The sequence below is a fragment of the Aeromonas salmonicida genome, from assembly GCF_028355655.1.
Lineage (GTDB): Bacteria > Pseudomonadota > Gammaproteobacteria > Enterobacterales > Aeromonadaceae > Aeromonas > Aeromonas salmonicida.
This window is the reverse complement of record NZ_CP110645.1, coordinates 4669678-4684249: the sequence shown is the minus strand read 5'-3', so window position 1 is coordinate 4684249 and position 14572 is coordinate 4669678. Positions and strand designations below refer to the sequence as shown.

Below are 14572 nucleotides of genomic sequence, written 5' to 3'. Positions count from 1 at the left end.
CCCACCACCGGACAGAACGAAACAAGCGACCCCCGAGCCTCACAGCTCGGGGGTTTTTTTTCGACTACAGGACAGGATTTTCCACATGAACGGCGCGCAGTTTTTGGTACAGGCTCTCAAGAAACAGGGTGTGACCCAGGTGTTTGGTTACCCGGGCGGAGCCATCATGCCGGTCTACGACGCCCTGTATGACGGTGGCCTTGCCCATCAGCTCTGCCGCCACGAGCAGGGGGCCGCCATGGCTGCGGTGGGTTACGCACGAGCCTCCGGCCAGGTGGGGGTCTGCATCGCCACCTCGGGCCCCGGCGCCACCAACCTGGTGACCGGGCTGGCGGAGGCGCTGCTCGACTCCGTGCCTCTGGTGGCCATCAGCGGTCAGGTGCCCTGTTCCGCCATAGGTACAGATGCGTTTCAGGAGGTCGATGTGCTCGGCATGTCCCTCTCCTGTACCAAGCACTCCTTCATGGTGACCGATGTGGCGGATCTGGGGCGCGTGCTGGAAGAGGCCTTCGCCATCGCCACCGAAGGTCGTCCCGGTCCTGTGCTCATCGATTTTCCCAAGGATGTGCAGCTGGCCGCCGTGCCAGCGCAGAATCTGCTGTTTGCGGTGGAGGAGCCTGAGGTCCTCAATCCGGCCGAGCTGACGCTGGCCCGCACCCTGATCGCGGCTGCCGAGCGCCCGGTGCTCTACGTCGGTGGCGGAGTGGGCATGGCCAATGCCGAAACCCAGCTGCGCGAGTTTGTTGCCGTCACCGGCATGCCGGCGGTCACTACCCTCAAGGGGATTGGCGCGCTGGATCCTGACAGCCCCGTCTACCTCGGCATGCTCGGCATGCACGGCACCAAGGCTGCCAACTATGCGGTGCAGCAGTGCGATCTGCTGGTGGTAGTGGGTGCCCGGTTCGATGACAGGGTGACCGGCAAGCTGGAAGAGTTTGCCCCCGAAGCCAAGGTGATCCATCTGGATGTGGATGCCGCCGAGTTCGGCAAGCGCCGCGCCGCCGAAGTGGGCATCACCACGGATCTCAAGCGGGTGTTGCCCGCCCTGGGCATGGCACTGGCGATCGATCCCTGGCGTGAGCACTGCGCTGCCATGGCCCGCGAGTATGCGTTTCGCTACGACCACCCCGGCCAGCCCATCTATGCACCGGCCCTGCTCAAACAACTCTCGGCCCGTCTGCCGGAAAACAGTGTGGTGGCCTGCGACGTGGGTCAGCACCAGATGTGGGTGGCCCAGCACATGCGTTTCACCAGTCCGCGCAATCATCTTTCCAGTGCCGGTCTCGGTACCATGGGGTTTGGCTTGCCCGCCGCCATCGGCGCCAAGATGTCGCGCCCCGATGACGAGGTGGTGCTGGTGAGTGGTGATGGCTCCTTCATGATGAACGTGCAGGAGCTGGGCACCATACGCCGCGCCCAGCTCAAGGTGAAGATGGTGCTGCTAGACAACCAGCGTCTCGGCATGGTGCGCCAGTGGCAGGAGCTGTTCTTCGATGGTCGTTACAGCGAGACCATCCTCTCCGACAACCCCGATTTCGTCGCTCTGGCCGCCGCCTTTGGCATCCCGGGTGAGACCATCACATGCAAGGATCAGATCGCAGCAGCCCTCGACCGCCTGCTGGGGAGCGAAGGCGCCTATCTGCTGCATGTGGCCATTTCAGAGGAAGAAAACGTCTGGCCCCTGGTTCCGCCGGGAGTCGCCAACCACAAGATGATGGAGCAACGCCCATGAACCCGCACACCTTTGCGCAGCCAGCATTTGCACAACACACTTTGCACATTCACGCCCAGCCCAGACCCGAAGTGATGGAGCGGGTATTGAGGGTGGTGCGCCACCGCGGCTTCGCTCTCTGTGCCCTCAGCATGGAGATGGGGGCGGAGCAGGATTGCCAACAGCTGCGGATCACGGTTACTGTCGAGTCGGTGCGTCCCATCCAGCATTTATGGAGCCAGCTGGTCAAGCTGGTGGACGTCTCCCGGGTCGATGCACTGGAACAGCAACCCCGGATCAGAGCTTAAGGAGCAACAGCAATGTCACAGCCTTCCCAACCCCAGCCGCAATATATCTGGTTCAACGGCCACATGGTTCCCTGGCAAGATGCCCAGGTGCACGTCATGAGCCACGCCCTGCACTATGGCTCCTCTGTGTTCGAGGGTGTGCGCGCCTACGACACCCCCAAGGGGACCTGCATCTTCCGTCTGCAGGAGCACACCCGCCGTCTGTTCGACTCCGCCAAAATCTACTGGATGGAGGTGTCCTACAGCGAGGCCGAGGTGAATGAAGCCTGCCGCGCCGTGGTGCGCGAGAACGGCCTCAAGAGCGGTTATCTGCGTCCGCTGGCCTTTATCGGCAATGTGGGGCTGGGACTGCATCCACCGCTGGATGCCAAGGCCGAGCTCATGGTGGCTGCCCTGCCGTGGGGTGCCTACCTGGGGGAAGAGGGTCTGAAAAACGGGGTGGATGTGTGCGTCACCTCCTGGAACCGGCTGGCCCCCAACACGATTCCGACCGGCGCCAAAGCCGGTGGCAACTACCTCTCCTCTCAACTCATCAGCCGGGAAGCCAAGCGCAACGGCTACGCTGAAGGACTGGCGCTGGATGTGAACGGCTACCTGAGCGAAGGCGCGGGTGAGAACCTGTTTCTGGTGAAAAACGGCGTGCTCTTCACCCCGCCTGCCACCGCCGCCATCCTGCCCGGCATTACCCGCGACACCATCATGACCCTGGCCCGGGATCTGGGTTATGAGGTGCGCGAGCAGGCGCTGCCCCGTGAGGCGCTATACGTTGCGGACGAGATCTTTATGACGGGCACTGCCGCCGAAGTGACGCCTGTGCGTTCGGTGGACCGGATGAAGGTAGGTGCCGGTTGCCGTGGCCCAGTGACTGAGCAGTTGCAGAACGCCTTCTTCGGGTTGTTCAACGGCCAGACAAAGGACAAATGGAACTGGCTGACCCCGGTCGATGACAAGTAACGGCTGACCGAGAACGGGGAGGTGCCATGCCTCCCCGAGTCGCTTCCGGTCAGGGCATCCGTGTTGTGCCCTGACCAGGATCGATTCCCGATCCGCGAGTCACACATTCAAGAAATAATGCGCCCCATGGGCATTCAGGGAGTAGAGACAATGCCGAAGTTGAGATCCGCCACCACCACCCACGGACGTAACATGGCCGGGGCCCGCGCCCTCTGGCGCGCCACTGGCATGACAGACGAGGATTTCGGCAAGCCCATCATAGCCGTGGTCAACTCCTTCACCCAGTTCGTGCCGGGTCACGTCCACCTCAAGGATCTGGGCCAGCTGGTGGCTCGCGAGATCGAAGCCGCCGGCGGTGTGGCCAAAGAGTTCAATACCATAGCCGTGGATGACGGCATCGCCATGGGCCACGGCGGCATGCTCTATTCGCTGCCGTCTCGCGAGCTTATCGCCGACTCTGTGGAGTACATGGTCAACGCCCACTGCGCCGATGCCATGGTCTGCATCTCCAACTGTGACAAGATCACTCCGGGGATGCTGATGGCCGCCCTGCGCATCAACATACCCGTGATCTTCGTCTCCGGCGGCCCCATGGAAGCGGGCAAGACCAAGCTGTCCGATCAGATCATCAAACTGGATCTGGTGGATGCCATGATCCAGGGCGCCGACCCCAAGGTCTCCGATGCCCAGAGCGAGCAGGTGGAGCGCAGCGCCTGCCCTACCTGCGGCTCCTGTTCCGGCATGTTTACTGCCAACTCAATGAACTGCCTGACCGAGGCGCTGGGGCTTTCCCAGCCGGGCAACGGCTCCATGCTGGCGACCCATGCAGATCGCGAGCAGCTGTTCAAGCTGGCAGGCCAGCGCATCGTCACCCTTGCCAAGCGTTACTACCAGCAGGATGACGAGAGCGCCCTGCCACGCAACATCGCCACCAAGGCGGCGTTCGAGAATGCCATGGCGCTGGATATCGCCATGGGCGGTTCCACCAATACAGTGCTGCACCTGCTGGCGGCGGCCCAGGAGGCCGGGGTGGACTTCACCATGGCCGATATCGACCGCATGTCTCGCAAGGTGCCCCAGCTGTGCAAGGTGGCCCCCTCTACCCAGAAGTACCATATGGAAGATGTGCACCGTGCCGGTGGCGTGGTCGCCATTTTGGGTCAGCTGGAGAAGGCGGGTCTGGTGCACGGTGACACCCGTACCGTACTGGGCGGCTCCCTGGCCGAGCTGCTCAACGAATACGACGTCAGCCGCCAGCCGAGCCAGGAGGTAGTGGACTTCTACCGCGCCGGGCCAGCCGGGATCCGCACTACCAAGGCGTTCAGTCAGGATTGCCGCTGGCCCGAACTGGATGTGGATCGTGCCGAGGGGTGCATCCGCTCGCTGGAGCATGCCTACAGCCTGGAGGGGGGCCTGGCCGTGCTCTCCGGCAACCTGGCTCTTGATGGCGCCATCGTAAAAACGGCCGGTGTGGATGACGAGAACCTCTGCTTCCGTGGCCCGGCACGGGTATTCGAGAGCCAGGACACGGCGGTTGCCGGCATTCTGGATGGCACAGTCAAGGCCGGTGAAGTGGTAGTGATCCGCTACGAAGGGCCAAAAGGAGGTCCGGGCATGCAGGAGATGCTCTATCCCACCACCTATCTCAAGTCCATGGGATTGGGCAAGCAGTGCGCCCTGATCACCGATGGCCGCTTCTCCGGCGGTACTTCGGGTCTCTCCATCGGTCACGTCTCGCCTGAGGCGGCCTCTGGCGGCACTATCGGTTTGGTGGAAGATGGCGACATCATCAACATCAATATTCCGGCTCGTAGCATGGTGCTGGAGGTGGCCGACAGCGTGCTGGCTGCCCGCCGTGTTGCCGTGGAAGCCCGTGGCTGGAAGCCGCTGGATCGTCAGCGTCAGGTCTCCTTTGCCCTGCGCGCCTACGCCATGCTCGCCACCAGCGCAGACAAGGGTGCTGTGCGTGATCGCAGCAAGCTGGAGGAGTGATGATGAGCCTTTATCGTTTGCTCCGTGATGAGCCGGGCGCAGTATGTGCCCATCAATGCGAGACGGAGGAATAACTCATGGTCTCTGCGGCTGATTATCTACGCAAGGTGTTGCTCTCCCCCGTCTATGAGGCGGCGCGGGTGACACCCTTGCAGACCCTTAAAAAATTGTCCGAACGGCTTGGCAACCATGTGGCGCTCAAGCGTGAAGACTTGCAACCCGTGCACTCCTTCAAGCTGCGCGGTGCCTACCACAAGATTGCCACCCTGACCCAGGAGCAGAAGGATCACGGCGTCATCGCCGCCTCTGCCGGCAACCATGCCCAGGGGGTCGCCCTGTCGGCGGCCAAGCTCGGCATCAAGGCCATCATAGTGATGCCCAAGACCACGCCGGACATCAAGATCGATGCGGTACGCCGCCAGGGCGGCAATGTCATGCTGTTTGGCAACAGTTTCGATGAGGCCTATGCCGAAAGCCGCCGCCTCTCCGAACTGGAGGGCTACACCCTGATACCGCCGTTTGACGACGTCGAGGTGATCGCGGGCCAGGGCACCATAGGCAAGGAGCTGCTGGAGCAGGATACCCATCTCACCCACGTCTTCGTGCCTGTGGGCGGTGGCGGCCTGGCCGCCGGGGTGGCGGTTTATATCAAGCAGCTGCTGCCGGACGTCAAGGTGATCGGGGTGGAGGCGGAAGGCTCCGCCTGCCTCAAGGCTGCCATGGAGGCAGGCGAACCTGTCAATCTGGATCGGGTCTCGCTGTTTGCCGACGGTGTGGCGGTCAAGCGCATCGGCACAGAGACGTTTCGCCTCTGCAACCAGTATCTGGACGAGGTGGTGACTGTCTCCAACGACCAGATCTGCGCCGCGCTGAAAGACATCTTCGATGACTGTCGTGCCATTGCCGAACCTTCCGGCGCTCTGTCGCTGGCGGGGCTCAAGGCCTACAGCGAGCGCGAGCAGGTCAAGGGCGGACGGATGGCGGCCATTCTGTCGGGGGCCAACGTCAACTTCCACAGCCTGCGTTACGTGTCGGAGCGTTGCGAGATCGGCGAGAAGCGCGAGGGCATGCTGGCGGTGACCATACCCGAGCGCAAGGGGGCCTTCCTCGACTTTTGTCGCCAGCTTGGTCCGCGCATGGTGACCGAGTTCAACTACCGCTATTCGGATGCGGCCCAGGCGTCGCTGTTTGTCTCGGTGCGCCTGACCGGTGGCGACGAGGAGCTGGGCCAGATCATCGATCAACTCGGCGGCAACGGCTATCCAGTGGTCAACATGACAGAGAGCGAGCTGGCCAAGAACCACGTGCGCTACATGATTGGCGGCCGCCCGGCCCGGCCCCTCGGTGAACGTCTCTACAGCTTCAAGTTTCCGGAGCAACCGGGCGCCCTGATGCGCTTTCTGGAGACCCTGGGCTGTCGCTGGAACATCAGCCTGTTCCACTACCGCAACCACGGCGCCGACTACGGCCGTGTGCTCTGCGCCTTCGAGCTGCCGGATGAGGACGTGGCCGCCTTCCACGACTACCTGCGCGAGATTGGCTACGGCTGGAAAGAGGTCAGTGACGACCCCGCCTACCGGCTGTTTCTGGCCAGCTGATACAGAGCGAAAAGCAGGAGGGAGGCGTTATGCCTCCCTCTTCTTTTTGGGCCTGTTTCTTGGGTCTATGGTGGCGACAGAGACATATTGGCCACCGGAAGATCCGAGTTTATGCAGCGCTTTCAACGCACTATGAAAATCCTCATGCACAGGGTCGTTTTCCCGTCTGGAATGTCGCCAGCTTCACACTCTTGAGTCCCTGGTCATTTGAGGCTGACAAGAGATGGGATAACCTGAGTGACGGGGCCAGCTTGGCCCCATCAGGGAAGAGAGCGCATTGCGCGCCCACAACGACTTATTGCAGAGGCTTTCACCATGAATAAATCGATACTTGCCGCTCTGGTCAGCGGCCTGCTTGCGACGGGGGCCGTGCAGGCTGCCGCCCAGGACAATACCTGGTATGCCGGGGGCAAGGCCGGTTGGTCCAAGTACTTCGACGTCGACCAGAAGCAAGTGGTTTCGGATACCCTGGGGGCGCTGCAAAATACCGGCACCAGCAAGGATGCTCTCGGACTGGGTGCGTTTGCCGGTTATCAGCTCAACCCCAACCTGGGTTTCGAGTTCGGCTATGACTGGCTCGGCAAGTACACCTCGTCCGGTGAGCTGAGCGGGGTCAGGGTGGAGGGAGAAGCCAAGAGCCAGATGATCCAGGCCACCATGAAAATAGGGTTTCCGGTCAATGATGCGCTGGATCTCTATGGCCGGATTGGTGGTGGCTACGCCTGGACAGACAGCGAGCTGTCAGCCCGGACGGCGACCGATTTCATCAAGGAAACCGGCGACAAGCATGGTGCAGTTTTTGTCGGGGCCCTGGGCGCCGAATACGCTATCGACCGTGACTGGGCCGCCCGTCTCGAATATCAGTACACAACTCCGCTGGGAGATGCCTCCCTCGATCGTTCCGGCATAGAGATGGATAACGGCCTGCTCTCGGTGGGCATGCTCTATCGCTTCGGCCAGCACGGGAACGAGGTGGTGGCCCCGGCTCCGGCCCCCGCCGTGGAACCCGCGCCTGCCGTTGTGGTGGCCCCCAAGACGTTCAGCCTGAGTTCGGATGTGCTGTTCGAGTTCAACAAGGCCACCCTCAAGCCCGCTGCCAGTCAGGCGCTCGATACCCTGTTCAGCCAGATAGTGGCCGCCAATCCCAAGGACGGTGCCGCGACTGTGGTGGGGCATACCGACCGTATCGGCTCCGATGCTTACAACCAGGCATTGTCGGAGCAACGTGCCCGCACAGTGGCCGACTATCTGATCGCCAAGGGACTGTTTGCTGACAAGGTGCGGGTCGAGGGACGTGGCAAATCCTCCCCTGTGACCGGCAACAACTGCACCACTGGCTCCCGGCCTGCGCTGATCGCCTGTCTGGCCCCGGATCGCCGGGTCGAGATCCACCTGGAAGGGGTCTCTCAGCCAGTCCAGTAAGGGCATGGACGGGATAGCGAGATAACAAGGAGGGAGGCACTGCCTCCCTCCTTGCTTTATGTGGTTCTGAGCGGCCACAGCTTCAGCCGTTGAAAACCTTGGCCCAGCAGGATTAGCAGCAAGGCGCCCGGCAGCACTGTCTGCCACAGGAAGGGCCACTCCTGCCCCGTCATCAACACCAGCAAGGGGTTGGCGCCAGCGGGGGGATGGATGAGATCCAGGCCCTGCATCAAGGCGATGGCCAGACCCACTCCCAATGCCAGCTGCAACTCCAGTGGCAAGGGGAACCACTGCACCAGCAGTCCGACGCTGGCGGTCAGCAGGTGGCCTCCGAGCACCTTGGACGGCCGAGCCAGCGGGCTCGCCGGCAGTGAAAACAGCAGCACGCAGCTTGCCCCGAAAGGCGCCATGATCAGGGCCGTGTGCCAGCTGACGTTCAACCAGCCCAGTATCCCGATTGCCAAGGCGGCCCCCAGCCCTGCCCAGAACGGGCCATACCATTTTTTCATCACGTTTCTCTCTTGGTTTGTCTGACGTGATTAGGCACATTAGGTAGACAGATCGGTGTACTTCAAGGGATAAATCGTGAGTGAAAAGCGCCAACAGCTGATGGCAACCGCCTATCGCCTGTTCAATCGCCATGGTTTTCATGCAACCGGCATAGATCGCATCTGGGCGGAGGCGGGTAGTACCAAGCGAACCCTCTACCGCCATTTTCCGACCAAGGATGCCTTGATCGAGGCTGTACTGCTCTCCCGCGAGCAGGAGTTCTTCGCCCTGCTCGAGGGGAAGCTGGCAGGTCTGGAGGGGAGGGTGAGTCGATTGCAGGCTCTGCTCGACGGATTCGGGGAGTGGTTTGGTCGCAGTGATTTCTACGGTTGCAACTTCATCAATGCCAGCGCCGAATTTGCCGATCCGCGTCATCCGGTACGCAAGCTGGTGGTGGCGCACAAACAGGCGCTGTTGAACTGGGTCAGGGTGCAGCTCGGGTGCAGCATCCCGCAAGCCACCGGACTTTGTCTCTTGCTGGAGGGCGCCGTTGTGATGGCCCACAGCTATCAGCAGCCGCTGGCACTGGTGCAGGCCAGATCGCTGGCCCTGGCCTTGTTATGTGCCGATGATGATGCAACCGTGACCTGATATAGCCAATCGGTGTTAAGCCCCGAGTTGCAGCTGGTCGATAACTGACCAGATGTATAGCGCCGAGGGCGATCAGATGCGCATCGATCACTATGACCTCCAGGGGGAGGTGCAACACCAGTATCAGCAGCTGCAGGCTCGCAAGGTACGCAACCTCGGGCCTGTCGCCCCGGTTGTGCCCGGGAATATGACAGCCGCTGAGGCCACCCCTGCGGCAGGTCCGGCTGCGGATCCTGTTGTAGAACGCGTGGTGGCGGAGCTGATGCGCTCAGCCAGAACGATCTCGACGCAAGGGGGGGCGGGTCAGCAAGGTGCCATGGGGACTGAGGGGGTACCCTCTCTGGTCAAGCCGGAAGCCGAGGAGACCAATCCAAATGACGGCCTGGATAACCGGCTGCGGCTGATCAAGCTGATGATAGAGGCCATGCTCGGCCACGAGATAGAGCTGCCCAAACCCATCAAGTCATCTGAAGGGGAGATGGAGGGCGTGGCCCAGGGAGAGGCCGCCCCTCAGGCAGCGGAGCCGGATCAGGCTGTGGAGGTGACCGACACTCTGCTGGAACAGGAGCAGCTCAATGTAGTGGCATCGGCCAGCGTGCAGACCAGTGACGGCCAGACCCTGCAGCTCGATCTCGGCTTTGTACTCGACTGGCGGCAGCTTGAAGTGAGTCAGCGCCGCACCACCCTCAATGCCCTGAAAGACCCGCTGGTGCTCAGTCTGGATGGCAAGATAGCCGATCTGACCGAGGCAAGGGTCAACTTCGATATCGATCAGGATGGCAAGGATGACAGCCTGCCGGGTTTGAGCGAAGGCAGCGGTTTCGTGGCGCTGGATCGCAATGGCAACGGCGCCATAGACGATGGTGGCGAGCTGTTCGGTGCTCGTTCCGGCAACGGTTTTGGTGAGCTGGCCGCGCTGGATGAAGATGGCAACGGCGTACTGGATGAACGAGACAGCCACTTCTCTGCCCTGCAGTTCTGGCACCCGGACCATGCCCCCATCGCCCTGGTGGAGCTGGGAATAGGTGCCATACTGCTGCGCCCCCTCGATACGCCCTTCAACCACTTGGGGGAGAGCGGCAATCAGGGGGTCCTGCGCCAATCCGGCTTCTACCTCACCGAGCAGGGCAAGGGGGGCTGGGTGCAGCAGATCGATCTGCGGGTCTGAACCTGGACCCAGGCTGGCGAATCGCGGGATCGCGAGTCACCACTTCTGGCGAGTCGCCGCCAGCGCTTGAGCAATATACGAACTGGTTCAGTTCAGCTCGGTGGGGTCTATATCCAGACTCCAGCGTACCTTCTTGGTCTCGGGCCAGCCGTCCAGCTCCTTGACCGCCCAATCCATCAGTTGTGCCAGCGGGGCCCGGTTCGGCCCCTGCACCAGCAACTGCATCCGGAACTTGCCCGCCTTGCGTTCCATGAAGCCGCTGATGGGCCCCAGCACCTGCACGTGGGGGTAACGGGCGCTGCGCAGCGTATCTGCGAGGCGAGCGAGAAACAGCTGTACCTCGTCACGGCCATTGGCCTCGGCCCGAAACAGCCCCTGATAGCTGAACGGTGGCAACCCCAGCAGGTGACGCTCTTTCAGCGCCGTGTCGGCGAAGTGGCCGTAGCCGTTCTGGGTCAGATCCTGCAACAGGGCATGTTCCGGGTGGTGGCTCTGCAACACCACCAGACCGGGCTTGCTGGCACGACCTGCGCGACCCGCCACCTGGGTGTAGAGCTGGGCCAGCTTCTCGGCGGCGCGAAAATCGGCGGAAAACAGGGCGCCATCCACATCCAGCAGGCCCACTAGCGTCACATCCGGGAAGTGGTGGCCCTTGGCCAGCATCTGGGTGCCGATCAGGATCTTGTACTTGCCCGCCTTGATGTCGCCGAGATGGGTCTCCAGCTCCCCTTTACGGCGGGTGTTGTCTCTGTCGATGCGCACTACGGGGTATTGGGGGAAAACCGTGGTGAGCAGCTGCTCCAGCTGCTCTGTGCCCACCCCTGAGCCTATCAGCTCCTTGCTGCCGCACTCGGGGCAGCTGTGGGGCAGGGGGCGCACGCTGTCGCAGTGGTGGCAGTGCAGGCGACGCCCTGCCTGATGCCAGGTGTACCAGGCGTCACAGCGCTCGCAGGCGGCGCTCCAGCCACATTGGTGGCAGATCAGCGACGGGGCATAACCGCGCCGGTTGAGAAACAGCATCACCTGATTGCCCGCCGCCAGGTGCTCCGCCATCAGCTGCTCCAGTTGGGGGGAGAGCCCGGCCTGCAGCCGAACGCTCTTGATGTCCAGGATCACCTGACGGGCGGTCTGGGCGTTGCCGGCGCGGCGCGTCAGGCTGAGGTGGTGATACTTGCCGGTTCTGGCGTTGTGCAGCGTTTCCAGCGACGGGGTGGCCGAGCCGAGCAGGATGGGAATGCCGGCGCGATGGGCCCGCATCACGGCGAGATCCCGGGCGTGGTAGCGAAAGCCGTCCTGCTGCTTGAAGGAGCCGTCGTGTTCCTCGTCGATGATGATGATGCCGAGGTTCTTGAACGGGGTGAAGACGGCGGAACGGGTCCCTATCAGGATGGCGGCGCCGCCATCGCGGCAGGCGAGCCAGGCATCGAGCCGCTCCCTGTCATTCATGGCGGAGTTCATCGCCACCACAGGCACCTTGAAGCGGCGGCGGAAGCGGTTGATGGTCTGGGGGGTCAAGCCAATCTCCGGCACCATCACCAGCGCCTGCTTGCCCGCTTTGAGCAGGGGTTCGAGAATGCTGAGGTAAACCTCTGTCTTGCCTGACCCTGTGATGCCGTCCAGCAGGAAGGCGCCGAACTGGTCGCTCTGGCTGGTGACGGCGGATACCGCCAGCGCCTGCTCGCCGTTGAGGCGCAGCCCCTCCCCCGCGTCAAAGTGCGTCGCCCAGTCACCATCATGACTCGGCTCCAGGCTGCGTTTCTCCAGCAGGCCCTTCTTCTCCAGCGCCGTGAGCGCCGCACTCTGGATCTCCTCCTGCTTGAGGGCGGACGGGGTTTGCGGCCCCTTGCGCAGTAAAGCGAGGGCCTGTTGCTGCTTGGCAGCCCGCTTTAGCTCATTGAGGTCCATATCCATCCCGGCTTGCGTGGCAAACCAGAACTCCAGCTCACGATAGGCGGCTGGCTCCCCCTTGCGTACCAGCACTGGCAGAGCGTGGGGCAGTACCTCTCCCAGCGGATGCTGGTAGTAGTTTGCGCTCCAGTTCATCAGCGCCAGTATGTCCGGCCCCAGCACTGGCGTGCTGTCGAGCACCCTTTTCAAGGGTTTCAACTTGGCTCGAGGCACCTGGCTCTCGGCCGGATGGTCGACCACCAGCCCGACCAGCGTCTGGGAGCCGAAGGGGATCTCGACCCGACAGCCGGGCTCAGGCAGGGGCAAGGGAGAGAGATAGTCGAAGTGACGGCGTAACGGTACCGGGACAGCGACACGAACCAGATCCAGCGTTTGGGAAGAATTCACCAGGGATTGCCTATTTTTTCTGCGAAGCCACTTGCCTGATCTCAGGCATTTCCTATATTATTCGCAGCCTTTGAAACTGTGTTCAACAATCGTGTGGTGTCCGACAGAAGATCGGATAGCGACACGGCCTGATAATTGAGGTTGTCCATGAAAGCTGGTATCCATCCCGAGTACGTAGCCATCACCGCCAAGTGCTCTTGCGGTAACGTCATCAACACTTTCTCTACCATGGGTAAAGATCTGAACCTGGACGTGTGCTCCGCATGCCACCCGTTCTATACCGGCAAGCAGAAAGAAGTTTCTAGCGGCGGCCGTGTAGACAAGTTCAACAAGCGTTTCGGTGGCTTGACTGCCAAGAAGTAATCTTACTTCTGAAGAATTCTGAAAAAGGCGCCCATCGGGCGCCTTTTTCATTGGTCGACGTTTTGTATTGAACCGGTTTGCCCTATGGTGTTGGCTCAATCAAAGGAGATGCATGTCTGTCGATGACAGCACCTTCATGGTGAGCATGAACAATACGGGAGGAGTGCCAATGCGAAATTGTCTGGTGATGGGAGCCGCGGGTTATATCGGTTCCTATCTGGTCCCTCACCTGCAAGGGCTGGGTTATCGGGTGATCGCTGGCGCTCGTCGCCCCTGCCGCCTGCCGCAGGGCGTGGAGTTTCGCTTTGCCGACAGCCTCAAGCCCATCACACTGCTGCCTGCGCTGGCGAACATAGACACCGTCTTCTATCTGGTCCACGCCATGGGGGCTGGCGCCGATTTTCACCGGCTGGAGCAGCAGGGAGTGAAGAACTTTGCCGCTGCCGCCCGCGCCGCCGGGGTGCGCCGCATCATCTATCTGGGTGCCATTCAGCCCGAGCAGTGCAACAGTCGCCATCTCAACTCCCGCCGCTATTGTGGTGAACTGTTTCGTGACTCGGGTGTGCCGACGGTGGAGCTGCGCTCCGGCATCATCATAGGGCCGGGCTCGGCTGCCTTCGAGGTGATGCGGGATCTGGTGTTCAACCTGCCCATGATGGTGACCCCCAAGTGGGTGCGCTCTCGCACGCCCCCAATCGCCCTCTCCAATCTGTTGCACTATCTGGGGGGGCTGGTGGAAGTTGAGGGAGTGGATGGCCAGGTGCTCAATGCCGTTGGCCCCGAGCTGCTCAGCTACCAGCAGCAGTTGCAGAAGTTTGCCGCCCATATCGGCAAGCGCTGCCCCATTATTCCCATCCCCTTCCTGAGCCCCAAGCTTTCTGCCTGGTGGCTGCAATTCGTCACGTCTGTGCCGCAGCCGGTGGCCAAGGCGCTGGTGGGTGGCCTCAAGCACGATATCCCTGCCGATGATGGCCCGCTGCGGGCCTTGCTGCCCCAGACGCTGCTCAGTTTTGACGAGGCGCTGGCGGAGAGTCTGGCGCTGGAGCAGAAGCTCGGGGCCGAGCAGCAGGGGGAGGAGACGCCGCTGGGCTTGCGCTGGCGCCATCCCGAGTACGGCTTCTATGACCGCACCGCCAGCGGGGAGGCCATCTGTCTCGCCTCGCCTGAGGTGGTGTGGCAGGTGTTGCAGCAGTTGGGGGGGGAGCAGCGCTACTTCTACATGAACGAACTGTGGGTGGTGCGCGAGTGGATGGATCACCTGATCGGCGGCCCGGCCCGTACTCGTGGTCGCACCAACCCGGATCGCTTCGTGAAGGGGGACATGCTGGACTCCTGGCAGATCCTGGGGGTGGACGAAGGGCGCAGGCTGGATCTGCTGTTCAACATGAAGGCGCCCGGGGTGGGGCGACTGGCGTTCAATATCCTGCCGGAGGAGTCCGGTCTGATCCGGATCAGGGTTACCGCCCACTGGCATCCCCAAGGGGCCTGGGGGCTGGCCTACTGGCTTGCCATGCTGCCGTTTCATCTCTTCATCTTTCAGGGGATGACGGAGGCCATCGCCAGACAGGCAGAAGCCAAAGCAGGCATCCCTGTGATGGGATGAAACCACATCTATAACTAA

12 protein-coding genes are annotated in these 14572 nt (G+C 62.1%); 10 read left to right on the top strand and 2 right to left on the bottom strand.

Annotated features, from left to right (window positions below):
- Positions 1 to 85: 85 nt before the first annotated feature.
- From ilvG to ompA, 6 genes are all read left to right on the top strand, one after another.
- Complete coding sequence (gene ilvG, locus ONZ54_RS21815) at positions 86 to 1732, top strand: acetolactate synthase 2 catalytic subunit (RefSeq protein ID WP_271787148.1); 1647 nt, start codon at positions 86 to 88, stop codon at positions 1730 to 1732.
- Positions 1729 to 2019 carry an acetolactate synthase 2 small subunit gene (ilvM, locus tag ONZ54_RS21810; protein WP_271787147.1) on the top strand — a complete coding sequence of 97 codons (291 nt, stop codon included), beginning with the start codon at positions 1729 to 1731 and terminating at the stop codon, positions 2017 to 2019. Before ilvG ends, ilvM begins: the two co-directional genes overlap by 4 nt.
- A gap of 12 nt (positions 2020 to 2031) precedes the next feature.
- On the top strand, positions 2032 to 2973 hold the full coding sequence (locus ONZ54_RS21805; RefSeq protein WP_271787146.1) for a branched-chain amino acid transaminase: 942 nt from the start codon (positions 2032 to 2034) through the stop codon (positions 2971 to 2973).
- 150 nt (positions 2974 to 3123) lie between these two features.
- Positions 3124 to 4965 carry a dihydroxy-acid dehydratase gene (ilvD, locus tag ONZ54_RS21800; protein WP_021138492.1) on the top strand — a complete coding sequence of 614 codons (1842 nt, stop codon included), beginning with the start codon at positions 3124 to 3126 and terminating at the stop codon, positions 4963 to 4965.
- Between the two features lie 77 nt (positions 4966 to 5042).
- Positions 5043 to 6563, top strand: a complete 1521-nt coding sequence (ilvA, locus tag ONZ54_RS21795; RefSeq protein ID WP_169047048.1) for a threonine ammonia-lyase, biosynthetic — start codon at positions 5043 to 5045, stop codon at positions 6561 to 6563.
- 315 nt (positions 6564 to 6878) lie between these two features.
- The gene (gene ompA, locus ONZ54_RS21790) at positions 6879 to 7985 is read left to right on the top strand and encodes a porin OmpA (protein WP_058395154.1); all 1107 of its coding nucleotides are present in this window, start codon (positions 6879 to 6881) and stop codon (positions 7983 to 7985) included.
- A gap of 56 nt (positions 7986 to 8041) precedes the next feature.
- Here the strand turns inward: ompA and ONZ54_RS21785 are convergent, their stop codons facing one another.
- On the bottom strand, positions 8042 to 8494 hold the full coding sequence (locus ONZ54_RS21785) for an HPP family protein (protein WP_059111900.1): 453 nt from the start codon (positions 8492 to 8494) through the stop codon (positions 8042 to 8044).
- A 76-nt stretch (positions 8495 to 8570) separates the two neighbouring features.
- On the opposite strand from ONZ54_RS21785, the gene ONZ54_RS21780 reads away from it, so the two are divergent.
- Together ONZ54_RS21780 and ONZ54_RS21775 are read left to right on the top strand one after the other, a co-directional pair.
- Complete coding sequence (locus ONZ54_RS21780; protein ID WP_271787145.1) at positions 8571 to 9125, top strand: TetR/AcrR family transcriptional regulator; 555 nt, start codon at positions 8571 to 8573, stop codon at positions 9123 to 9125.
- 52 nt (positions 9126 to 9177) lie between these two features.
- Positions 9178 to 10293 (top strand): hypothetical protein, encoded by a 1116-nt coding sequence (locus ONZ54_RS21775; RefSeq protein WP_271787144.1) that lies wholly within the window; start codon positions 9178 to 9180, stop codon positions 10291 to 10293.
- 87 nt (positions 10294 to 10380) lie between these two features.
- Here ONZ54_RS21775 and priA read toward each other — a convergent pair whose 3' ends face one another.
- Positions 10381 to 12588: a primosomal protein N' gene (priA, locus tag ONZ54_RS21770; protein WP_271787143.1), complete on the bottom strand. Its 2208-nt coding sequence runs from the start codon at positions 12586 to 12588 to the stop codon at positions 10381 to 10383.
- Between the two features lie 147 nt (positions 12589 to 12735).
- Between priA and rpmE the strand changes: the two genes are divergently transcribed.
- Together rpmE and ONZ54_RS21760 are read left to right on the top strand one after the other, a co-directional pair.
- Positions 12736 to 12951 carry a 50S ribosomal protein L31 gene (gene rpmE / locus ONZ54_RS21765; RefSeq protein ID WP_005318234.1) on the top strand — a complete coding sequence of 72 codons (216 nt, stop codon included), beginning with the start codon at positions 12736 to 12738 and terminating at the stop codon, positions 12949 to 12951.
- A 169-nt stretch (positions 12952 to 13120) separates the two neighbouring features.
- A complete protein-coding gene (locus ONZ54_RS21760) occupies positions 13121 to 14554 on the top strand; it encodes a DUF2867 domain-containing protein (protein ID WP_271788317.1) in 1434 nt (477 codons plus the stop codon).
- Positions 14555 to 14572 lie beyond the last annotated feature (18 nt).

Bases quoted from the DNA above. Each gene is read 5' to 3' on its own strand.
- ilvG (WP_271787148.1), top strand. From the start codon at position 86: ATGAACGGCGCGCAGTTTTTGGTACAGGCTCTCAAGAAACAGGGTGTG.
- ilvM (WP_271787147.1), top strand. From the start codon at position 1,729: ATGAACCCGCACACCTTTGCGCAGCCAGCATTTGCACAACACACTTTG.
- ONZ54_RS21805 (WP_271787146.1), top strand. From the start codon at position 2,032: ATGTCACAGCCTTCCCAACCCCAGCCGCAATATATCTGGTTCAACGGC.
- ilvD (WP_021138492.1), top strand. From the start codon at position 3,124: ATGCCGAAGTTGAGATCCGCCACCACCACCCACGGACGTAACATGGCC.
- ilvA (WP_169047048.1), top strand. From the start codon at position 5,043: ATGGTCTCTGCGGCTGATTATCTACGCAAGGTGTTGCTCTCCCCCGTC.
- ompA (WP_058395154.1), top strand. From the start codon at position 6,879: ATGAATAAATCGATACTTGCCGCTCTGGTCAGCGGCCTGCTTGCGACG.
- ONZ54_RS21785 (WP_059111900.1), bottom strand. From the start codon at position 8,494: ATGAAAAAATGGTATGGCCCGTTCTGGGCAGGGCTGGGGGCCGCCTTG.
- ONZ54_RS21775 (WP_271787144.1), top strand. From the start codon at position 9,178: ATGTATAGCGCCGAGGGCGATCAGATGCGCATCGATCACTATGACCTC.
- rpmE (WP_005318234.1), top strand. From the start codon at position 12,736: ATGAAAGCTGGTATCCATCCCGAGTACGTAGCCATCACCGCCAAGTGC.
- ONZ54_RS21760 (WP_271788317.1), top strand. From the start codon at position 13,121: ATGCGAAATTGTCTGGTGATGGGAGCCGCGGGTTATATCGGTTCCTAT.